The sequence below is a fragment of the Brevibacillus ginsengisoli genome, assembly GCF_050113715.1.
In the GTDB taxonomy this organism is placed as follows: domain Bacteria; phylum Bacillota; class Bacilli; order Brevibacillales; family Brevibacillaceae; genus Brevibacillus_H; species Brevibacillus_H ginsengisoli.
Map to the genome: position 1 here is coordinate 496,491 of NZ_JBNJQR010000002.1, position 21,571 is coordinate 518,061.

Annotated in this window: 18 protein-coding genes and 1 pseudogene; 7 read left to right on the plus strand and 12 right to left on the minus strand. The window is 41.8% G+C overall.

The genetic code is table 11. From position 1 onward, the window contains the following. Positions 1-6: 6 nt before the first annotated feature. From ACQCN2_RS05910 to ACQCN2_RS05930, 5 genes are all read right to left on the minus strand, one after another. Positions 7-924 carry a helix-turn-helix transcriptional regulator gene (locus ACQCN2_RS05910; RefSeq protein ID WP_426927967.1) on the minus strand — a complete coding sequence of 306 codons (918 nt, stop codon included), beginning with the start codon at positions 922-924 and terminating at the stop codon, positions 7-9. A gap of 262 nt (positions 925-1,186) precedes the next feature. Continuing rightward, complete coding sequence (locus ACQCN2_RS05915) at positions 1,187-2,260, minus strand: ABC transporter substrate-binding protein (protein ID WP_426927968.1); 1,074 nt, start codon at positions 2,258-2,260, stop codon at positions 1,187-1,189. Beyond that, the gene (locus ACQCN2_RS05920) at positions 2,257-3,060 is read right to left on the minus strand and encodes an ABC transporter permease (protein ID WP_426927969.1); all 804 of its coding nucleotides are present in this window, start codon (positions 3,058-3,060) and stop codon (positions 2,257-2,259) included. Before ACQCN2_RS05920 ends, ACQCN2_RS05915 begins: the two co-directional genes overlap by 4 nt. A 10-nt stretch (positions 3,061-3,070) precedes the next feature. After that, positions 3,071-3,862, minus strand: coding sequence for an ABC transporter permease (locus ACQCN2_RS05925; protein ID WP_426927970.1), 792 nt, complete (start codon positions 3,860-3,862; stop codon positions 3,071-3,073). Continuing rightward, positions 3,852-4,958, minus strand: a complete 1,107-nt coding sequence (locus ACQCN2_RS05930) for an ABC transporter ATP-binding protein (protein ID WP_426927971.1) — start codon at positions 4,956-4,958, stop codon at positions 3,852-3,854. Before ACQCN2_RS05930 ends, ACQCN2_RS05925 begins: the two co-directional genes overlap by 11 nt. Positions 4,959-5,275: 317 nt before the next feature. On the opposite strand from ACQCN2_RS05930, the gene ACQCN2_RS05935 reads away from it, so the two are divergent. The 7 genes and pseudogenes from ACQCN2_RS05935 (at position 5,276) to ACQCN2_RS05965 (ending at position 10,093) form a co-directional block, all read left to right on the plus strand. After that, positions 5,276-6,610 carry a protoporphyrinogen/coproporphyrinogen oxidase gene (locus ACQCN2_RS05935; protein ID WP_426927972.1) on the plus strand — a complete coding sequence of 445 codons (1,335 nt, stop codon included), beginning with the start codon at positions 5,276-5,278 and terminating at the stop codon, positions 6,608-6,610. Between the two features lie 8 nt (positions 6,611-6,618). Further along, a complete protein-coding gene (locus ACQCN2_RS05940; protein WP_426927973.1) occupies positions 6,619-7,230 on the plus strand; it encodes a TetR/AcrR family transcriptional regulator in 612 nt (203 codons plus the stop codon). 30 nt (positions 7,231-7,260) lie between these two features. Then, positions 7,261-7,692, plus strand: a complete 432-nt coding sequence (locus ACQCN2_RS05945; RefSeq protein ID WP_426927974.1) for a DUF3995 domain-containing protein — start codon at positions 7,261-7,263, stop codon at positions 7,690-7,692. A gap of 58 nt (positions 7,693-7,750) precedes the next feature. Next, positions 7,751-7,873, plus strand: a complete 123-nt coding sequence (locus ACQCN2_RS05950) for a LuxR C-terminal-related transcriptional regulator (protein ID WP_426928182.1) — start codon at positions 7,751-7,753, stop codon at positions 7,871-7,873. Between the two features lie 60 nt (positions 7,874-7,933). Next, positions 7,934-8,350, plus strand: a complete 417-nt coding sequence (locus ACQCN2_RS05955) for a heme-copper oxidase family protein (protein ID WP_426927975.1) — start codon at positions 7,934-7,936, stop codon at positions 8,348-8,350. Positions 8,351-8,464: 114 nt separating this feature from the next. Then, positions 8,465-8,611, plus strand: a complete 147-nt coding sequence (locus ACQCN2_RS05960; protein WP_426927976.1) for a hypothetical protein — start codon at positions 8,465-8,467, stop codon at positions 8,609-8,611. A gap of 31 nt (positions 8,612-8,642) precedes the next feature. Further along, positions 8,643-10,093: pseudogene (locus ACQCN2_RS05965) on the plus strand (IS1182 family transposase). Positions 10,094-10,291: 198 nt separating this feature from the next. On the opposite strand, the gene ACQCN2_RS05970 reads toward ACQCN2_RS05965, so the two are convergent. The 7 genes from ACQCN2_RS05970 to ACQCN2_RS06000 all read right to left on the minus strand — a co-directional run bounded on the left by ACQCN2_RS05970 (position 10,292) and on the right by ACQCN2_RS06000 (position 21,517). Beyond that, positions 10,292-12,265 (minus strand): methyl-accepting chemotaxis protein, encoded by a 1,974-nt coding sequence (locus ACQCN2_RS05970; RefSeq protein WP_426927977.1) that lies wholly within the window; start codon positions 12,263-12,265, stop codon positions 10,292-10,294. Positions 12,266-12,590: 325 nt separating this feature from the next. Continuing rightward, positions 12,591-14,564 (minus strand): methyl-accepting chemotaxis protein, encoded by a 1,974-nt coding sequence (locus tag ACQCN2_RS05975; RefSeq protein ID WP_426927978.1) that lies wholly within the window; start codon positions 14,562-14,564, stop codon positions 12,591-12,593. Between the two features lie 237 nt (positions 14,565-14,801). After that, a complete protein-coding gene (locus ACQCN2_RS05980) occupies positions 14,802-16,097 on the minus strand; it encodes a VTT domain-containing protein (RefSeq protein WP_426927979.1) in 1,296 nt (431 codons plus the stop codon). A 203-nt stretch (positions 16,098-16,300) separates the two neighbouring features. Further along, positions 16,301-17,287, minus strand: coding sequence for a 5'-nucleotidase, lipoprotein e(P4) family (locus ACQCN2_RS05985; RefSeq protein WP_426927980.1), 987 nt, complete (start codon positions 17,285-17,287; stop codon positions 16,301-16,303). Positions 17,288-17,617: 330 nt separating this feature from the next. Beyond that, positions 17,618-18,286, minus strand: coding sequence for a beta-phosphoglucomutase (gene pgmB, locus ACQCN2_RS05990; RefSeq protein WP_426927981.1), 669 nt, complete (start codon positions 18,284-18,286; stop codon positions 17,618-17,620). A gap of 26 nt (positions 18,287-18,312) precedes the next feature. Further along, complete coding sequence (locus ACQCN2_RS05995) at positions 18,313-20,046, minus strand: glycoside hydrolase family 3 protein (RefSeq protein WP_426927982.1); 1,734 nt, start codon at positions 20,044-20,046, stop codon at positions 18,313-18,315. A gap of 100 nt (positions 20,047-20,146) precedes the next feature. Beyond that, on the minus strand, positions 20,147-21,517 hold the full coding sequence (locus ACQCN2_RS06000) for an MFS transporter (RefSeq protein WP_426927983.1): 1,371 nt from the start codon (positions 21,515-21,517) through the stop codon (positions 20,147-20,149). Positions 21,518-21,571 lie beyond the last annotated feature (54 nt).

Here is a 21,571-nt window from a genome sequence, read left to right on the forward strand (position 1 = left end):
AGCGTGTCATGGTATATGCTGGGTATGGATTGTTTTTATTTCTTCTATTTTTTGAAGAAGATTTTCATTGACATATTGCGGTTCTAAAACACGAACAGCTGTTCCAAAAGAAAGAAGAAAGTCATATAACCATTCGTCATCCGGCAATCTTACGGATACAAGAAGAGATCCATCTTCACTTCGGATGATGTCCTTTTGATTAAATTCATCATAAACTCTGTACGCCACATGTGAAGCAAAACGCAATTTCAAATGAATATGGGAGTACGCTGCGCCAGCCGAAAATTGAATTGGTGGAAGGTGAAATTGTTTATCTGCAAAACTTTCTGTCAACATCTCAATATGTTGCATTCTGGTGATTTTAAAAGTTCTGTAGTCTCCTTTTGAAAGACAATATCCCTGCAAATACCATGACTTCGCTTTAAAGATCGCTTTTAACGGATATGCTGTCCTTTTGGCAATGTCACCGTAGGGGTTTAAATAGGAAAATGAGATGGCTTGCTTTCTGATTATGGCTTCTTTCAAAGTTTCAAACCTTTCGTGATCCGGGTCACGGTCAGCCCAATGCGAGAAATCAATCTCAATCCAATTATTACCGGTTTTATCAAAAAGAGTGCGGAGCTTCGAAAGAATACCGCTGACATCCACATGATCTGTTGATGACAAGCTTTGCAATGCAAATAAAACGTGATGCTGTTCTTCCTCGGTAAGCACAGTCTTATTCAAAACATAATGCTCAAGGAGCGATATTCCCCCACCCTTTCCTTGCAAGGTATAGATGGGAATACCTGCCGCTGATAAAGTCTCTATATCGCGCAATATCGTTCTCACGGAAACCTCAAAATGTTCCGCCAATTCTTTGGAGGTTACTCGTTTCTTATCAAGTAATCGATAGATGATTCCAAACAGTCTATTAATCTGCATGATATTCCTCCAATACTTAAAATTCCCCCTCTAGTGAGAAACGAACGATTTTATGCAACCATTTATTTCAACATTTAGCTGAGTTATCCTGCCCTCATGACTTCCAAAAAGTTAAGAGATTTAACACTAGCAAGATTAAAAGCAGAGGAACAAAAACAGAAGCAATCAAAACCAACAAAAACAAAATAAACAGCTAATGCTTGATATAGCAAAAGAAAAGAGTCCACTCTCCTGATCATCGTTGAGAATGGACTCTTTTAAATTATTTCTTATGCATCTTAAACTCCAAGAACAGTTCGTTGTAGTGAGCCAACATTTTCTTCCCTAGGTTCTCATAAATTTCCAGCTTCTCTGTAATGGCAGGATCCGGGTAGAATCGTTTGTCGGAAGAAATTTCTTCTGGCAAATAATCCATGGCTTTCAGATTTGGCGTGGCATAACCAACGTACTCGGCATTCTTGGCCGCATGTTTAGGATTCAGCATGAAGTTGATAAACTGGTGGGCGCCTTCAATGTTTTTGGCTGTTTTTGGAATCACCATGTTATCGAACCACAAGTTTGACCCTTCTTCGGGAACGACATAATCCAGCTTGTCATTATGCTCCATAATCTCAGAAGCGTCACCTGACCAAACAACACCTACGGCCGCTTCCTGATTGGCCAATAGCATCTTGATCTCGTCCCCCACAATGGCTTTGATATTCGGGGTCAGTAAATCCAGTTTGTGTTTGGCTTCTTGAAGGTGATCTTCATTCACATCATTCAATGAATAATGCAAGCTGTTAAGCCCCATTCCGATAATTTCACGCGCCCCATCTACCAACAGAATCTGATTGCGCAAATCTGGACTCCACAAGTCATTCCAGCTGGTGATTTGCTTCCCGCCTAACATCTCCGGATTGTAGATAATCCCCACTGTGCCCCAAAAATATGGAACAGAGTACTGGTTATTAGGATCAAAGGACAGATTCAAATAACGAGGATTGATATATTTCAGGTTGGGCAGCTTCGTGTGATCAATCGGAAGCAACAGATTTTCTTCTTTCATCTTACTGATGGTGTATTCTGAAGGAACCGCTACATCGAAAGTGGTCCCTCCTTGCGCGATTTTTGTGAGCATCGCTTCGTTGGAGTCAAAGGTTTGATAAATCACCTTGATTCCGCTCTGTTTTTCAAACTCCTTGATCAGCTCAGGGTCAATGTAGTCTCCCCAGTTATAAATGGTCAGCGTATTTCCATTCGAATAACCTTCACTGGAGTTTAAGTAGTTCGCCAGATATTGCAAGGAAATAGCAACCACGAGGATTATGATAAACATCCGGGCGAGTTGTTTCATTGGCGAACCCCCACTCCGTTCTGGCGATGGTTGCGTTGGGTAATAAAGTAGTATCCAACCACCAGTGCTGTGGTTAACAAGAAAATCAGAGTAGAAAGCGCATTAATGTTCAAGGCGATACCATGTCTTGCCCTGGAGTAGATCTCAACCGATAAAGTGGAGAACCCATTGCCAGTTACAAAAAACGTTACCGCAAAATCATCCAGCGAATACGTAAGCGCCATGAAGAATCCGGCGAAGATGCCTGGAGTGATGAATGGCAGGATGACCTTCGAAAGAACATTCCAACGGCTTGCGCCAAGATCAAGCGCGGCATCAATCAAAGTCGGACTCATCTCTTGCAGTTTAGGCAGGACCATAATCACCACAATTGGCACTGAAAAGGCAATGTGCGACAAAAGTACGGACGTAAATCCAAGCTTGATTCCCAAAATCGTAAACAAAATGAGAAATGATGCGCCGACGATTACATCAGGACTTACAATGAGTACATTATTCAAGGTTAAAAGCGCGTTCTTCACCTGACGCTTCTTCACGTAAGAGATCGCAAGTGCCCCAATTACCCCGAGAATCGTTGAAATTGCTGCTGAGAGCAAAGCAATGACCAAGGTATTCAATACGATGATGAGGAGTCGCGTATCCTCAAAAACTTCTTTGTACCAGTCAAGCGTAAATCCTTTAAATTCATGCATGGATCCACCGCTGTTGAACGAATAGTACATCAAATAAAATATCGGGGCGTACAGAATGATAAAGACAAGGATTAGATATAGATTGGACAGTTTCCGTTTTCTCTCCACCTTACACCCCTCACTTTCGGTTTCCTAAAATAAACATAAGTATGGCCATTACGATAATTAAGAAAACGGCTATAGTTGAACCCATTCCCCAATCCTGTGTGACCAGAAAATGCTGTTCAATTGCTGTTCCCAATGTAATGACGCGATTTCCCGTAATTAGACGGGTAATCATGAAGAGAGATAAGGATGGAATGAAGACGGCTTGACACCCCGATTTGACCCCATCTAGAGTCAATGGAAAAATCACTCGATAAAACGTAGTCCACGCTGAAGCCCCTAAATCACGAGCGGCATCCACCAAGGTGGGATTCAGCTTGTCCAGCGCGTTAAAAATCGGCAAGATCATAAATGGTATAAAGATATACACGGCCACAAAAATAAAGCTGAAATCGGTAAACAAGATTTGTTGCTTGCCTATTCCAAGCATCTCGAAAAACGCGTTGGCAGGGCCAAATGTGCCAAAAATACCAAGGAACGCATAGGCTTTTAACAACAGGTTGATCCAGGTTGGCAGAATAATTAACAGCAACCAAAGCTGTTTGTGCCTTGTTTTGGTCAAGAGATAAGCGGTTGGATAAGCAACAAGCAAAGAAAACGCCGTTATCAAAAAAGCGTACCAAAAAGAACTGAAGGTCATCTTCAAATAGACAGGCGTGAAAAATTTTACGTAATTATCCAGCGTTAGATTACCTTCAATATCAAAAAAAGAATAATACACAACCAAGAGGATTGGCCCAACGACAAATAGGACAATCCATAAAACATACGGAATCAGATAGAGGTTGCGCGTTCTATTTTCCATGGCTAACCTCATGATAGGCTTCCAACCGTCTATCAAATTCTTCTTCCGTTTCGCCAAACCGCATGACATGAATCGCTTCCGGATCGAAATGAAGGCCGATCTGATCGCCTACTGTCGCTTTTTTGGTTGAATGGACTAGCCACTCGTTCCCGGACTCATCATAGCTGCAAATCTCGTAATGCACCCCTCGGAACAGTTGAGAATCTACACGGACCTGCAGTTTGCCTTGTTCAGGCGTGGTGATCTCCAGATCTTCGGGACGAATGACGATTTCTACTGCCTCATTCGGATTAAACGCCTGGTCCACACATTCAAACTGCTTACCAGCAAACTCCACAAGAAAATCTTGAATCATTTTGCCTGGTACAATGTTTGATTCTCCGATAAAATCAGCGACAAAACGATTGATCGGTTCATCATAAATATCAGTCGGCGTGCCGCTTTGCTGAATTTTCCCTTGATTCAGGACGAAGATCTCGTCAGACATGGCCAACGCTTCTTCCTGATCATGAGTGACAAAGATAAACGTGATCCCGAGCCGACGCTGCAGCTCACGAAGCTCATACTGCATTTCAGTACGAAGCTTAAGATCGAGAGCGGATAGTGGTTCATCCAACAGGATGATTTCCGGCTCGTTCACAATGGCGCGGGCAATGGCGACACGTTGTCGCTGTCCTCCTGACATCTCCTTGATTTCACGAGACTCATATCCTTCCAGATTGACAAACCGCAACGCCTCTTTTACCTTGCGTGTGATTTCTGCGTTCTTCAGCTTCTTTATCCGCAACCCGAAAGCGATATTCTCGAAAACATTCAAATGCGGAAACAACGCGTAATCTTGAAATACCGTATTAACCTGCCGCTGGTTGGCGGGTACATGGTTAATAACCTTTCCTTTGAAATAAATATTGCCTTCTGTTGGTTCCGTAAAGCCAGCGATTAAGCGCAGAATGGTCGTTTTCCCACAGCCTGATGGCCCAAGCAAGGTATAAAACTTTCCACTCTCGATTTCGAAGCTAACATCATCCAACACAGGAGGGTCGTCACTATAGCTTTTAGTCACCTTGTCAAAACGAATGATTGATTGATCGGTCATTTCGGCAAATACTCCTTGTAAATTATTAGAAAACTCGACGATTGCCGAGCCCTGGCGACAGCAGAGTCGTAGTTTCACTTATGTAAATCAGAAACTTATATTCTTTCCGATTTACGTACAAAAACCTTATTAATTATACATGATTCTGGCAAGACTGTAATCTAAACATTCAAGATTGACAGCATTTTAAAACAAATTCTTGTCATTTTTCGCCAATTTACTCGTTGACGATAGCTCTTTGGTTCTATATATTTAAATTAAATAAACGTTCATTTAATTAATTTGTCTGCACATTAAATCCTATTGGAGGTAGGCTAATGTCAACAGTTGCAATAATCGGTGCTGGTATCAGTGGATTGGGAGCTGCTTATTCTCTTCAAAAAATGGGCCATACCGTTGACGTCTTCGAGCAAACTCAATTTGTTGGCGGAAGAATGAGAACTTTTCGTGAACATGGTTATACATGGGACATTGGCGCTCAGTTTATGGTCGATTCCTACTCGAATATGAAAAGCCTGATGAAAGAACTTGGTATCGCGCAAGACGTATCCTATGTCCATCCCATTCAAGCAATGGCTACAGACCTACACCAGATCTTCCGCTTTGCGTCTGGCTCCCCCGCCAGTTTGCTGAGACATCCAAAGCTTAGTTTTCGCTCCAAGCTGGCCATATTCAAAGTAATGGGTCTAGCGATGAAACATCGGAAGCATCTGGATTTTCATTCTTATGAGCGCTTGGGGGATTTGGATAACGGACATGATTTATCCTGGTGGAGAAACCAGACAACAGATGATCTTGTCGATTGGGTGCTTGGTGTTCCAACTTCCACACTCTTTTTTTGGGCGGAAAAAGAGACCCCCTGGTACTCCGCTCTGTTGTCTTTACTAGACGCTAAGAAAACATGGTCGATCTATTCGCCAAACAGCGGGATGGGAATTGTCACGCAGAAGCTCGGCGCACGTGTTCCTGTACATATTAATTCTCCCGTCCTATCTGTACAATCTACAACAGACAACCAAGTTCGCGTCACGATTCAGAGCAATTTCGGGCAAGTGGAACGATTTTTTGATAAAGTCATTATAGCCACCCCAGCCCCTATCGCCCTTTCTATGCTTGAGAATCCTGTTCTTGAGCTAGGTCAAGAGCAAACAAACTTCCTCGAACAAACAAAATATACGGCCAATTTGACAACGGGGATTGGTTACAAATCAGCACCTGAGAAACAGGCATACGGATTCGCGGTTCCCTCTGCTCTGAAATCTTCTTTAGCGGCAATTGGCTGGGACCACTTAAAAGGAAGTGAGCGAGCCCCTGCCGGATGCGGTCTTGCCGTTGCAATGCCTACACACGCTTACAGTCTGGCTAACTGGAATCGTACTGACGAGGAGATTCAAGCCGATGTTGTGAAGATGGTTAGCGATTATTATGAGGAAAGTCATCAGAATCTTGTCTTCAGCAGACTGCATCGTTGGCGATATGCGATGCCTATTATCTACCCCGGCTGGGTGCATCCATTACGGAACGCATTGAATGCTAAGCTGCCTGAAAAAGCCAAAATCTATACCTGTGGCGATTATTGGGCTGGCCCCACAACCGAACATGCGCTTTTGTCTGGTTATCGAACCGCGCGACAAGTGGCATTAAATCAGTAGGAGGAACTATGGCACGAAAAACGGGAATCACCATTACGAAAGATGAAATACTGGACGCTGCGCTACTTGAATTTTCACGGAATGGATATGATGGAACCAAAGTAAGCTCGATTGCTAAAGCATCCGGGATTACCCCCGCTGCCATCTACATTCACTTTACAAGCAAAGAAGACTTGTTTCATCAATTATTAACACGAGAGTTTGACAAGGCTTCCATCACTCCGCCAGCGACCGCATTGTCCCTTAGGGATTTGCTAATTCATATGGGCAACCAATTGGTCCAGATATTTAAGAACCACCCCGCTTTCACCAAAATCATTTTTATTGAAGGGATCAAGAATCCAGCGATCGCCAATCCCTTATATAAACAAATCCTTCGTCAGGCTACGATTTTGGAGGAAGAATTACTGCGGCATTTTCAATTGGAACCCAATGAACGCAATACTTCCTTGATCAATTACGCCTCTCGCTTCTTTCTGGGGGCAATCGGTTGGGCCGAAATGACACTAGACGTTTTTGACGGAAGAGAACAAGAACCTGTAGATGATGCCTTAATGGTTGAGCTATATACTGACTTTTTTCTTAATGGGTTACAAGGACTAAAGGTTAATGAGAAGTAAATCATTTGAAAAATTGAGGTGGAATGAATAATGGTTACGTCTTTGATCTTACTGGCTGCCTGTATTCTATTGTTCCTGAGTTTTATTCACATTTACTGGGCTTTGGGAGGAGGCTGGGGGAAAAATGCGGCATTACCGATCAAGGCAGATGGTACGACTCGAGCATTTACTCCTAGCGCGGCAGGTACATGGGTGGTGGCTCTTGTACTTTTCCTACTCGGATTGGTTTTGCTCACACAAAGCGGGCATTTGACCATTCTACGAGCAAACAAGGTAACGAAGATGATTTGTTTGCTATTTTCACTCCTATTTTTCCTTCGGGCAATTGGCGATTTTCACTATGTCGGATTTTTCAAAAAGGTAAAAGGCACGATTTTCGCTAGGAATGATACGTGGATGTACAGCCCACTTTGCGTCTTTTTATCTTTATCGTTTGTGATTTCTTACGCGAATCAATCTTGAGTGAGGAGAAAGCATCCTTCTTTGCTAGCATTTAAAAATCCCCTCAGGCTTTCCGGAGATCGCTGAAAAGCTGTTTGTCAGCAGCAGAACGGTGACGACACATCTGGATCGAATCTATAAAAAGTTGGAGATACACTCTCGCACAGCTCTTGCGCATAACATGGCCCATCAAATGAAATAAGTGAATGGCTTAATTTTTTTACACCTTATTTTGTAAGTGAATAAATATTTTGGAGGAGTAATGAAAATGGGAATTAAATTTATCAAGATCTCTGTTGTCTACTTTTTAATTGGCATTATTATGGGGATGTTTATGTCGATCACCCACAAAATTCAGTTTGCTCCGTCCCATGCGCATATTAACCTTTTGGGCTGGACTTCTCTAGCTCTGGCCGGTGTCATTTACACGTTGTTCCCGCGGCTTGGATTAACCGGTCTGGGAAAATGGCACTTTTGGCTGCACAATCTGGGTCTTCCCGTGATGATGATTGGGCTGCTTGTGCTTGAAGCGGGCAATCCGGCTATTGAACCGGTGATTGCAATCGGGGCTAGCGCTTTAAGTATTGGTGTGCTGCTGTTTGTCATCAATGTGATCGGCAATCTCAAGGGTTCTGTAGTCAGCGGAGCGGATTCGAGTAAGGAGCAATATAAAGCGTAGGAGTACGGCACTTCCAGAGATCCTGAGGATGTTTTCTTCCTCAGGATCTTTTGTTTTTTCCTGTCAATCATTTCATCCGGAACGGGGTACCTTATCCGTAAAGGGGGATTATTTGTGAACATGCTAATTGCGCTTGCCTTGCTGTTCTCATGCACATCAGGAATCAGTTTTCACATAAAAACCAATAAAGCTTCCACTGTTCTGTCTCCAACTTCCGCCTCTGAAATCCTAAAGGAAAAATCGGACTTTTTTGTTCTATAATTAAGGCAACTATTTCAGACGGGTGGGCACTATGATTCAAAAACAACAATCCATGACATTCAGTCAATATATGGACCTTTATAATTTAATCGTTCCAACGGATAATCTTTTGCCGCGGATCAATGAACTAATCGACTTTACTTTTGTATATGATGAACTAAAAATAAATATTGTCTGGATAACGGTCGAAACGCTATTGATCCCATCCGTATGTTCAAATATTTATTATTAAAAACCATCTATGACCTGTCTGATGTTGATGTAGTTGAGCGTTCGAAATATGACATGTCTTTTAAGTATTTCCTCGGCATGGCTCCGGAGGAGGAGGTGATTGAACCCAGCTCTTTGACCAAGTTCCGGAAACTGATGCTAAAGGACATCAACCTCTTGGACATGCTTATTAATAAAACCGTGGAAATTGCGATTGAAAAGGCAATCATCAAAAGTAAATCAATTATTGTCGATGCCACACATACGAAAGCACGATATAACCAGAAGACGCCAATAGAGATCCTGACGGACCGTTCTAAAAAATTGAGGAAAGCTGTCTATAAGATTGATGAAACGATGAAAGAGAAGTTTCCTGCTAAGTCAACAACCGATGTCCTTAAAGATGAGATTGCATACTCCCAAAAGCTCATTGAAGTTATTGAAAAGGAAGAAAGTCTGGCTCAGTATCCCAAAGTGAAGGAACAACTGAACCTTCTGAAGGAGACAATTGCTGACGATATTGAACACTTACAGAGCTTAAAGGATCAAGACGCTAAAGTTGGCCATAAGACTGCCGATTCGTCTTTCTTTGGCTATAAAACTCACATTGCGATGAGCGAAGAACGAATTATCACGGCGGCAACGATTACGACTGGCGAAAAAAATGACGGAAAGCAATAAAAGACATTGATTGAAAAAAGCATCGAAGCCGGAATGAAGATTGAAACGGTCATCGGTAATACTGCTTATTCCGAGAAAGACAATATCCAATACAGTAATGAAAATGAAATTAACCTAGTCTCTAAATTAAATCCTTTGATTACCCAGGGAGTCCGGAAGAAAGAAGACGAATTTGAATTCAATAAAGATGCAGGTATGTACGTCTGTAAAGCGGGGCATTTGGCAATCAGGAGAGCCCGAACAGGGAAAAAAGGTGTAAGTAAAAACCAAATGGACACGTACTACTTTGATATTGAAAAATGCAAGAAATGTGCTTTCAAAGTTGGATGTTATACAGAAGGAGCCAAAAGCAAAACCTATTCAGTTTCCATTAAATCAAACGAACACTCAGAACAGGCGAAATTCCAAGAAACAGAGTTCTTTAAGGAGAAGTCGAAAGAGCGCTACAAAATTGAGGCAAAGAATAGCGAACTAAAACACAGACACGGGTATGATGTTGCTATATCCTCGGGTCTAATTGGTATGGAGTTACAAGGGGCAATGGCTATCTTGACGGTTAATTTGAAAAGGATACTAAAACTCATAGATTAAATAAAGTAAACCGGAGTGGAATGTAAGAAAAAACCGACTCTCCGTTCGGAAAATATTGGAACGAGAGTCGGTTTTTCTATTTGTGTTATCTGAAAATCTAAAAAACGTAAGTTTTTCAGTGCCCTCGGCTTTTTCCGAAGGGGATTTTACCACACTCATGCAGTTTATCGTAATCTTGATAGGTACGCTCTTGCAAAGCTACTTAATTTTGAACTGGTTAATTGCGTGTTGCAATTCATCCCCGAGATCAGCCAAATTTTTCGCATCGCTTGAAATCTGGTTGGCTCCCGCTGATTGTTGTTGACTAGCCGCACTTACTTCTTCCGCCCCTGCAGATGCTTCCTGTGTCACCGCGGAAATCTGTTCCATGTTCTCGCCAACTGCTTTTCCTAGCTCTTCTAGATTTTTAATCGCAGCAAAGATTTCGGTGTTTTTACTCAGTACATTCTCAATATGATTCGAGATCTCCTCAAATGCTTTTCCAGCCTGCTGTACACTCTTCGCTCCTTCTTCCGCTACACGCGTACCCGTTTGAGAAGATTCCACTGCACGGTGACTTTCTTTTTGAGTTTCCTTAATCAGTACGGCAATCTGTGAAGCCGACTCACTTGTCTCGTTTGCCAGCTTTCGCACTTCTTCTGCTACAACGGCAAAACCTTTTCCGTGCTCGCCTGCTCGAGCTGCCTCAATCGAAGCATTTAACGCTAGTAAATTGGTTTGCTCGGCTATACTTGTAATCATTCCGACGATGTTTCCAATCGCTTTTGATCGCTCGTCCAGCTTTTCAATAATATCCGATGTTTTCTTCACATTGTCGTGCACCTCCGCCATTTTATGTATGGCCTCATTGGCATATCCAACACCGTATTGAGCGGATTCTTTGCTCTGATTTGATACGATAATGACTTCATCTGTATGAATGGCAATCTGATTAACCGTATGAACCATGTCATTGACTCGATGGGTAGCATTCGTTACAGATGAAGCAATCTCTACAGTCCCTGAAGCAAGTTCAGAGATCGTAACCGCTACTTGTTCAGCAGACATTTTCGTCTCTTGGCTTGATATCGCCAATGTATTTGATGAAGTTTTAATATGGTCGGAAACATTGCCAATCTGCCCCAATAGCTCTTGTATCTTCGCGATCATTTGATTAAAGTTGTCTCCTAACCGTCCCACCTCATCATTGGCCTTATGTTCTACCTTAATCGTTAAATCTCCATTCGCCACAAGCGAAGTTAACTTACTCATCCTTTCAATTGGACGAATCAGTCGAACAGAGAAAATGTAAATTACAACAATGGCAAAAATATTGACGATTATAACAGTTACAAAGGATAATTTGGTTAGTGCTGACAATTGTGACGACGCTTCAGCTACTGGGACTGTCATCATCACGTTCCAGCCTGTTATCGGCAGTTTGCTATAAAATGTATACTTATCTACACCTTCAAACGTATACCGTACAACTCCCTTTTCACCACGTTGTGAGGCTTCATGAGCTTCGTTGAGTTTCGGTACATCTAGTTGAGTAATATTACGCTTCATTATTAAATCTTGATGGGGATGGCTAAAAATAAGCCCGTCATTCTGGGTTAGAAACGCATATCCCGTTTCTCCAATTTTCACTTCGTTCGTAATCTTGTTCAAGTTAGCAACCGGAAATAATGTCCCTAGTAATCCAATGGTTTTCCCTTCCTTGTTTTGAATACTGGAAGCCACCATAATACATAATTTCCCTGTTGTTTTAATCTCAATTGGATCAGAGATCACATAGGATTCTCCATGCATAATCCGCTTAAAATAATCACGGTCGGCTATATTGGCTTTAACATTTTCTGTTGAAACTGTATCTCCTTTGGCATCTGCCACTAACAGCATGGAATACTCGGGATATTGGATTAACTTTTTCTTTAAGTAAGCCATCTGAGTAGCCGGATTCATACCTGTTATCTCTGAGCCTGTTGCAATGTTTGCTAAACGTTCCTCATGCATCTGTAAGCTATCATTTAACTTGGTTGTTAACAATTCCAGTTCAACCATCGATTTTTCACGAAAGTTTTGCTCAAGGAAGTCTTGAGCCCTACTATTGTTTAACCAACCAGCCCCGATCATGGCAAAACACAAAATCGGAATAATAACTGACAATAACTTCGTTTTGATACTTTTCATTTTTGCCTCTCCCTTACTCTACTCCCAATATTATACTTGGTATATTTATCTATCAAATTAATGATAAAGAATAATGTGACAACCAGCAAGAATGAATAGTACAAACGTACCTTGTCTAAATGGTGAACACCAGTTTTTTACAATCTAATCAAGTAGGGAGACTACAGAGAAAATAGTTTACAAAAAAAGATTACACCCTTCTTCTCATGATTTAGAAGAAAGGAGTAATCCTTTTATTCGTTCGTTTTCTCTTTTCGTAAAATGCGGAAAATCTCTAACACGATATTTAAACTAAGCCAAACCCCACTGAAAACATAGTTGGCAGCTACTTAATTTTGAACTGGTTGATCACATGTTGTAATTCATCACCCAGATCAGCCAAACTGTTCGCATCGCTGGAAATCTGGTTGGCCCCTGCCGACTGTTGTTGGCTGGCTGCACTTACTTCTTCCGCCCCTGCAGATGCTTCCTGTGTCACCGCTGAAATCTGTTCCATGTTCTCTCCAACTGCTTTTCCTAGACTCTCTAAATTTTTAATTGCCGCATATATTTCGGTGTTTTTGCTCAGTACATTCTCAATGTGAGTAGAGATCTCCTCAAATGCTTTTCCAGCCTGTTGTACAGTCTTCGCTCCTTCTTCCGCTACACGCGTACCCGTTTGAGAAGACTCCACCGCTCGTTGACTTTCCTTTTGTGTTTCCTTGATGAGTGCAGCAATCTGTGATGCCGACTCACTTGTTTCATTTGCTAGCTTTCGCACTTCTTCTGCTACAACGGCAAACCCTCTTCCATGTTCACCTGCTCGAGCCGCCTCAATCGAAGCATTTAACGCTAGTAAATTAGTCTGATCGGCTATACTTGTAATCATTCCTACGATGTTTCCAATCGCTTTAGATCGTTCGTCCAATTTTTCGATAATATCCGATGTTTTCTTTACATTGTCGTGCACCTCGGCCATTTTTTGAATGGACTCATCTGCGAATCCAACTCCGTTTTGAGCAGATTCTTTACTCTGATTTGATGCAAAAATGACTTCATCTGTATGATTGGCAATCTGATTGACGGTATGAATCATGTCATTGACTCTATGGGTAGCATTCGTAACAGATGAGGCAATTTCCACAGTCCCGGACGCCAGTTCAGAGATCGTAACCGCTACTTGTTCAGCAGACATTTTCGTCTCTTGGCTGGATACTGCCAATGTATCAGATGAAGATTTGATATGGATAGAAACATTGTCAATCTGCCCCAATAGCTCCTGTATCTTCGCAATCATTTGATTGAAGTTATCCCCTAACCTGCCTACTTCATCATTTGCCCCGTGTTCTACTTTAATCGTCAAATCTCCATTCGCCACGAGTGAAGTTAACTCACTCATTCTTGCTATTGGACGAATCAGACGAGACGAGAATATGAAAATCACGATACCCGCAAGAATAATCGCGATTAAGCCTGTGACAAAAGAAATTTTCTTCAGAGATGACAATTGTGACGAAGCTTCAACAACTGGTGCTGTCAGCATAACATTCCATCCTGTAATCGGAAGTTGCTGATAAAATGTATACTTGTCTACACCTTCAAAAATATACCGTGTACTCCCTTTTTCTCCGCGCTGAGAAGCTTCATGTGCTTCCTTCAGTTTAGGTACATTTAGCTGAGTGATATTGCGCTTCATTATTAAATCTTGATTCGGATGGCTAATAATAAGTCCGTCCTTCTGGGTTAAAAACGCATAGCCGGTTTGTCCAATTTTTACCTCTTCCGTAATCTTATTCAGGTCAGATATCGGAAATGATGTTCCTACCAGTCCAATGGTTTTCCCTGCATTGTTTTTGATCGGTGTAGCAACCATAATACTCAATTTTCCTGTTGTTTTACTTTGAACTGGATCAGAGATCTGGTAGGATTCCCCCTCCATAATCTTCTTAAAATAAACACGTTCTGAAATATTGGCCGTTTTATCTTCCGTTGTATGTGTATCACCTTTGTCGTTAGCAACAAAGAGCATCGTATACTCAGGATACTGAATTAATTTTTTCTTTAAATAGGCGATCTGAGCTTCAGGTTTCATACCTGTCATCTCCGCCCCAGTTGCGATATTGGATAGACGTTCTACATGCATTTGTAGACTATCATTTAACTTTGTTGTTAAGTAATCCAAATCAACCATCGACTTTTCACGAAAGTTTTGCTCTAGGAAATCTTGAGCCTTGCTATTATTTAACCAAACCACCCCTATCAGGGCCAAACACATAATCGGAATAATAACTGATAATAACTTCGTTTTAATACTCCTCATTCTTGCCTCTCCTTTACACTTCTTCCAATATTATACTTACCATAAATATGTACCTCATTCATAATAAGTAATCGAGAGACAAACAGCAACAATTAATAGTACAAATGCACCTTGTATAGTTGGTGAACACTACTTTTTTACTGTGGGATCAACAAGGCTCATAAAGGAAAGAAAAATAGTTGACAAAAAAAGAAATCCACCTTTCTTCGGTTGATCAAGAAAAAGGGTGGATTTCTTTCAAACGTTCGTTTTCTCTTTTCGTAAAATCCGGAAAATCTCTAACAACACGATATTTAAACTAAGCCAAACCCCACTGAAAACATAGCCAGCAACAACATCACTTGGAAACTGCGCCCCAAAATAAATACGGCTCAAACCCACAAATAGTGAAACAACGATCACGAGCAAAGGAGCTGCCACGTGAATGACCGAATTCGTGAGATGTCGTACGAACAAGAAGGCACAAAACCCAAGAACCGACAGTGTGATAAATGTTTGTTCGCTAGGAAACGTGTTCATTACAATCTCTCTTAAAGGTAAAATGCCGACTCGATGAAACAAACGTCGTAATATCTCGTCCCAGAATTCTCCGCCTACTACTACAAGTATTAAAAAGGATGCTTCGAGTATACGATCCTTTCCCCTTCTCATAATCAGCCAGAATGTCAGGGCAATTACTGGGATCAAGAACAGATAAGAAGAAAAGAACGAGACACCGCTCATAAAGGATGACCATCTCGGGCCAAAGATCCCGTGTACCAGGAACGTAACAACTGTATCAAACTCCGTCAGTTGGTTAGATAAGAAATCATGAATTAAATCAATCATCCAGATCGTAAGTAATAAAAATGCGGTGAACGTTATAGCGACCAAAATTTTCACTCGGCGCAAGGAATGGAAAATCATTACCCCTTTTTTCAACGTGAATGTAATGAATTCAATGATCTGGGTTTTATACTTTTTATAAAGAAAAGACAATATAAACAACGCTACAATGATAATGGTTGTGATCGATAGATATTTTTTGATCGCTTCATGATAATGTGTCCACTCTGGCCCAAAAATTTTTCCTAAAGTAACAAATATTAAAGCCCATAGAAAAGCCCCCGTATAGGCATAAAGCATGTAAGCTCGAAATGGGATTCGTGTAATGCCGGCAAAATAACCGGTAATATGCCGGACACCCGTGATGAAATAGTTAATGACGATGACCTTGTTACCGTACCTTTGAAACCATTGTGAAGTCTTCTGTAATCGTTCCGGACCCATATGAATGCGGGAGCCGTATTTTTCGAAAAAAGGTGTACCTAGCTTAAATCCGATCCAATAGGCCAAGGTCATTCCAATGGAACTTCCCGCCGCAGCCATTAGAATACTAAGCATCCAATTCAACTTCCCTTGAAATACAAGAAAACCGCCGTACCCCATAACAAATTCCGCGGAAACCGGTAGAAATATAAGTTCCAGCATCGGAATTATAAATAATACGAGATATCCGTGCTGATCGATCCAGTGCATGATTAAATCTAGCATAATTCCCCTGCTTTCAACCCCATGATTTCACTTTCAAGTATATCCTTGAACCTTTCCAACAATCCAATAGAATGAATGAATCTTCTTCTATCTTAAAAGACTTAAGACAAACCAATTTTGTTCAGACGTTATAAAAAAATGACCAAAATAAAAAACCTGAGACCTAGGAGAATCCCCTAGACTCAGGTTATGAACGTTACTTCTTATTTGATATCAGATTTATAAGGAGTCAAAGCGCTATGGCGAGCTTCAAGCTTTTGCTCAGGTGTCAACTTGTTGTTGAAGTTGTACAATGCGCTTTCCCAATCGCCGTACATTGGGTTTGGCAATACGATGAAGTATTTGCCGAATTTGTCTTTCATTTCATCTACCGCTTTATTACGCTCAGCAACTGGTTTCGCTTCAAATACGCTAGCGAAGTCCACAAGGTTGTCGCCCATCAAAAGCGCAATGTGATGGTCTTTCGCCACTTGTTGACGGCGTTCTTCTTTGGAGCTTACTTTATCTTTGAACAGCATATGGCTTTCTTCAGCTTGTGGGAAACCAGCTGCTTTCAGGTTTTTGATGGTTGCTTGAATTTGATCAACGGAACGGTTAGAGATGTAGTAAACATCTGCGCCGCTTTTCACAGCTTTGTTCAAGAATTCTACAGAACCTGGTACAGCTTTCGCTTCAGCGAGGTTAACCCACTCATTCCAAGTAACCGGATTGAATTCTTTACCTTGTTGGAGCATCAAAACGTTGTGCGGACTGTTATCGAGGATTGTTTCGTCAATATCAACAATAACGGCTCTTTTTTGTGTAATGGATTTGTCAGCCAAATCTTTATCCAGCATCATGTCAGCGAGTGTGAACGCTTGATAGTAAAGCGCGCGCGCCTCACCAGCAGTTTGGTACCAAGCATCCGCCATAACAAACTCTTTAGTCAATTCGGAAGGTTGCGATTTAACTTCAGCTGGAACCACTGTTGCTGCAGGTGTCGCTGGTTTTGCAGGAATTGCAGGAGTTGCTTTTTTCACAGGTGCAACTGTTTTTGCAGGCACGACAGCTTTCGCCGGAGCTTTCACTGGTGCGGTAGATTTAACAGGAGCCACTGGAGTTGCTGGTTTCGCAGGTGCTGTTGCCGCGAAAATGGAGCTTGGAGCAAGCAAGGAAATACCTACGAGTAGTGCAGTAGTACGTTTTAGCATCGATTATTCCCCAATTCTTAGTAATTTTTTCTCTTTTGCTTTCTCATCATAATTCGACAAAATGACCTTGTCAACGATTGGTATTAATAAAATCTTAACATTCTTAACAAGAAATCAGAAGATAAACGAAGAAAAAGAGCGAACAAATGAGTTTCGCTCTACATAAACAAATTTCTCTATTGTTAAAAAATTGAGTGAAATGGGTTCATATGCTTGGCTAGGCTGCTGTACGTTTCATTATCCTCCCCCCTGGCAGAACCTTTTACAACTGGAAATGAGACTGGAGAAAAATAAATTGCACCGAGACCTGCCACCTACTACGGTCTGGGGTTATGAAGTGGGAGGAAAAAGTTTGTCCATGTCCAAATGGCTTACTCCTTCTACAACAACATCAGCTTTCACCAAACTCTCCTTTTGACCGATCCCTACAACAAACATTCCTAAAGCTTTTGCGGCATCAATTCCTGCTTGTGAATCCTCAAAAACAACACACTTCTCATGAGCGACACCAAGGGATTTGGCCCCCAGCATGAACACTTCAGGATCGGGTTTGGCATGTAAGACCTTGTTTCCATCAATCACGGCTTCAAACAAATCTTCAAGCTGCATTCGCTTTAAAATAAGCGGAGCGTTTTTGCTAGCTGAACACAAGGCAATTTTCACTCCCCTCTCTTTAAGCTTGACCAGGTATTCTCGTACTCCGGGAAGAATTTCAGACGAATTCATTTGTTCAATAGATTCCACGTACCATCGATTTTTCTTCTCGGCTAAAGCTGTTTTGGACGATGCATCCAAATTCAGACGACCTAATTGAAGCAGAATCTTCAACGACTCCATTCTGCTAACACCTTTTAATCTTTCATTTTCCACCTGTGTGAAGTGAATCCCTAGTTCTTCGGCAAGTTTCTTCCAAGATAGATAATGGTACTTGGCTGTGTCCACTATGACTCCATCCAGATCAAATAACGCAGCCGAATATTTTTTGTCTTTCTTCATCATGTGTTTTCTCTCCCTGCACCTTGTTCCTAAAGCTTCGCGTCCCAATATCCACAATACGGATCTACAGGGCTGATCCCCTTAAACTCGGATTTGCCCAACAACTTTTCCACAATGGCCTCAATGACATATTCGTTGCCGGATGAATACCCATTAATAAATGTTGGAATCCTCGGAACATCTTGTAAATGATAAGGATTGGCGACAGAAATAAACATCGTTGGAATCTCTCCAGTAAACCAGGGCATATCATAACCGAACGGATTTTCCCATTCGACCCTAACGACGGTTTGATTGCTGTAGGTTTCTAGATTAGAGAAATAGATGGCCACGTCGTACTTTTGTTTCAATTCTTCAATTGGCTCCATCCAATATTCGTTAATTTCATCAATATTTTTTTTGTTATGAAAAAGTGTTACGTTGAACCCTTCCTTTTCCAAAGCCGCAATGAACTTCTGGCTGACCGGCTCTTTATGTCCAATTACGCCTTCAGAGTTATCGCCTTTTACGAACAACAGAATATTCTTCTGTTTTTCTGGCGAGAGAGGCAATAAGTTTTGCTTATCCTTCACCAGTGTGATGGATTTGTCGGCGCATTCTTTTGCCCACGCTTGATGCTCCTCGCACTTTAAAACGCTTAATGCGGACTCGGGTGGAACCAACTTACCCTCTTCTTTTTGCTGATGCAGTTTCAAGGACGCTTTGGTCGCCAAAATTCTTCTCACGGCTTCATCTAATCTATGAAGAGAAATAATCCCTTTCTCTACGCCTCTCATCATATACTCATAGTCTTCCTTAAGATTTTTGACGAAGAGGAACATATCGCATCCAGCAGCTATTGCGCCTGGAACAGTATCTTTGCGTTTGCCTGCCATCATCATTCCACCCATAATGGAAGCATCTGTGACAACCATCCCGTTAAACCCTAATTGGTTTCTCAATAGATTCATCATTAATTCGGGAGCGAGCGAAGCCGGCAGGAGTTCTTCATTTTTTAAACCTGGGTTAAACTTTCTCGAATAGGCAGGCAGCAGAATGTGAGCTGCCATAAGGGTTTGCGCGCCCGCTTCGATCATTCCCTTGTACACTTTGCCGAATGTTTCATCCCACTCTTCGCAAGACAATGAATTGATCGTCGGGTGAAGGTGCTGATCTCTCGCATCAATGCCATCTCCTGGCCAATGTTTGATGGAAACAGCCAAACCTGCTTCGTGAATTCCTTTCATATAGGCTTTTGCCATTCGAAGTACGCGATCCGGATCAGAGCCGAAAGTCCGGGTGTTGGTAATCGGGTTATGATAATTCACATCGATATCGATGACGGGTGCAAATGCCCAGTTACAACCGACTGCTCTTCCTTCTCTTCCAGCGACCAACCCCAATTTATAGGCCATGTCTTCGTCGTCAGTAGCCGCGATTTGCATTTGTTTTCCAAAATAGGTGCCTTCTTGCGAAATTCCATTTCCACCTGCTTCTAAATTGGCTGCGATCAACAGAGGGATCGTGGAATGCTTCTGAAGAAAGCGATGGTTTTTTTGATACTGAGCGGCTGGTCCAGGTCTGTACATCACTCCGCCAGGTTGGAATTCTTCCAGAATCAAACGCAAATCTTCTTCCTTATTCGTCTCCCCTTCTAGACAAAAGAGCTGACCTACCTTTTCTTCGAGTTTCATGCCCGCTACTGTCTGTTCAACCCAATCAATATCTTCATCACTTAAGTAAAACGGATTACTTTTATAATGAATCAACTGTGTATCATTCATTTTTACAGTCCCCCTGCACGTTTCCATCTGTTATACAATCTAAATATTCTGGCATTTTTATCGTTAATTTTTGATAAGAAAGCCCTTCGTATTCGCCTTCCTAATTTCTTGATTTCAGTTCCACCATCATTTGGTTATACTTCTCCTCACTGAGGTTGTAGAACATAATCGCGATGAATGAAAGCATGGTGAGAATAGCCGGCAATAATGTCATCATATATCGGATTCCTTCTAGAGTCTGCTCGGACTGCTGAGCATCCGCGACATACCCTGTTGTGGCCAAAATTGCTGCGCCGACCGTACTTCCAATGGCCATCGCCACTTTTTGCACAAAGCTAAATGCTGCGTAGATGACACCTTCCGGACGAACTCCGTGCTTCCATTCTGCATATTCAACGGTATCTGCGCACATCCCCCAACCTATCGCTGTTGGAATCATGGAGAATATGCTTGCGATAATGTTGGTGATAAACACGAGCTCAACACTGGATGGCCCCCCAAAGTATGAAATACCAGAAGCAATAGCCGATATAACTCCACCGAAGATCGAGGCGTTTCGCTTGCCCATTTTTTTGGAGAGGTAAGGAGCAAAAAACGGTCCGATAATGGCTGCCACACTGCATAGCGTAAAGAATGGAGTAACGAGGTCTTCGTTGCCAATATAGTACTTGAAATAATAAATGACCGCCGCCATCTGGATGCTTAATGCCCCAAGTGCAAACATAAAGGAAAGGGATACCGATAAAAATGGCTTATTTTTAAAAATTGCGCGAAAGATATCTTTTAACCCGTATTTTTCAGTTTTCAAAACAACTCTTTCTTTGGTGGAAAGAAAACATAGGAAATATAAAATGCCGCCAACAAGAGAAAAAATGACCATGGTCCATTGCCAGCCTTTGGTGGGACTTCCTGCTCCAAGCCAATCGACTAAAGGCATCGTAAGTGCGGATACAATTAACCCCCCCAACATAGCAAACATCATCCGAACAGAAGAAAGCACTGATCTTTCTTGGAAGTCCTGTGTCATCCTTGCCGTAAGTGTTGAATACGGGATGTTAACCAATGAATACGCCATTCCTAAGATAAAATAAGTAATATACGCATAGACAATTTTTCCGGTTTCGTTTAGATCAGGAGTTGAAAAGCATAAAATACCTGAGATGATAAACGCGGGTGTTCCGTACAAAAGGTAGGGCCGGGCTTTTCCAAATCTGCTTTTCGTTTTGTCGATCAGTGCGCCAAGCACCAAATCAAAAACGGCGTCCCAGATTTTTGTGACAAAAAACAGCGTTGCCACTATTCCTGGTCCAATACCATACACATCGGTATAAAAAAACATCAAAAAGTTCGAAATCATCTGGAAAATCAGGTTGGATGACAAATCGCCGAAGCCATAACCGATCCGTTCAAACCATGATAATTTTTGTACGGCTAATTGTGTTTTTGAAACTTCTTTTACTTGTATTTCCATCGTTCCACCTCTTTCTACGTTTTGTACTTCAATTGCCTTATTCATGCTGGTTAT

What these genes read in the sequence shown, in the direction of transcription:
- ACQCN2_RS05910 (WP_426927967.1), bottom strand. Translation starts at nt 924, where the DNA reads ATGCAGATTAATAGACTGTTTGGAATCATCTATCGATTACTTGATAAG.
- ACQCN2_RS05915 (WP_426927968.1), bottom strand. Translation starts at nt 2,260, where the DNA reads ATGAAACAACTCGCCCGGATGTTTATCATAATCCTCGTGGTTGCTATT.
- ACQCN2_RS05925 (WP_426927970.1), bottom strand. Translation starts at nt 3,862, where the DNA reads ATGGAAAATAGAACGCGCAACCTCTATCTGATTCCGTATGTTTTATGG.
- ACQCN2_RS05930 (WP_426927971.1), bottom strand. Translation starts at nt 4,958, where the DNA reads ATGACCGATCAATCAATCATTCGTTTTGACAAGGTGACTAAAAGCTAT.
- ACQCN2_RS05935 (WP_426927972.1), top strand. Translation starts at nt 5,276, where the DNA reads ATGTCAACAGTTGCAATAATCGGTGCTGGTATCAGTGGATTGGGAGCT.
- ACQCN2_RS05940 (WP_426927973.1), top strand. Translation starts at nt 6,619, where the DNA reads ATGGCACGAAAAACGGGAATCACCATTACGAAAGATGAAATACTGGAC.
- ACQCN2_RS05945 (WP_426927974.1), top strand. Translation starts at nt 7,261, where the DNA reads ATGGTTACGTCTTTGATCTTACTGGCTGCCTGTATTCTATTGTTCCTG.
- ACQCN2_RS05955 (WP_426927975.1), top strand. Translation starts at nt 7,934, where the DNA reads ATGAAAATGGGAATTAAATTTATCAAGATCTCTGTTGTCTACTTTTTA.
- ACQCN2_RS05970 (WP_426927977.1), bottom strand. Translation starts at nt 12,265, where the DNA reads ATGAAAAGTATCAAAACGAAGTTATTGTCAGTTATTATTCCGATTTTG.
- ACQCN2_RS05975 (WP_426927978.1), bottom strand. Translation starts at nt 14,564, where the DNA reads ATGAGGAGTATTAAAACGAAGTTATTATCAGTTATTATTCCGATTATG.
- ACQCN2_RS05980 (WP_426927979.1), bottom strand. Translation starts at nt 16,097, where the DNA reads ATGCTAGATTTAATCATGCACTGGATCGATCAGCACGGATATCTCGTA.
- ACQCN2_RS05985 (WP_426927980.1), bottom strand. Translation starts at nt 17,287, where the DNA reads ATGCTAAAACGTACTACTGCACTACTCGTAGGTATTTCCTTGCTTGCT.
- pgmB (WP_426927981.1), bottom strand. Translation starts at nt 18,286, where the DNA reads ATGATGAAGAAAGACAAAAAATATTCGGCTGCGTTATTTGATCTGGAT.
- ACQCN2_RS05995 (WP_426927982.1), bottom strand. Translation starts at nt 20,046, where the DNA reads ATGAATGATACACAGTTGATTCATTATAAAAGTAATCCGTTTTACTTA.
- ACQCN2_RS06000 (WP_426927983.1), bottom strand. Translation starts at nt 21,517, where the DNA reads ATGGAAATACAAGTAAAAGAAGTTTCAAAAACACAATTAGCCGTACAA.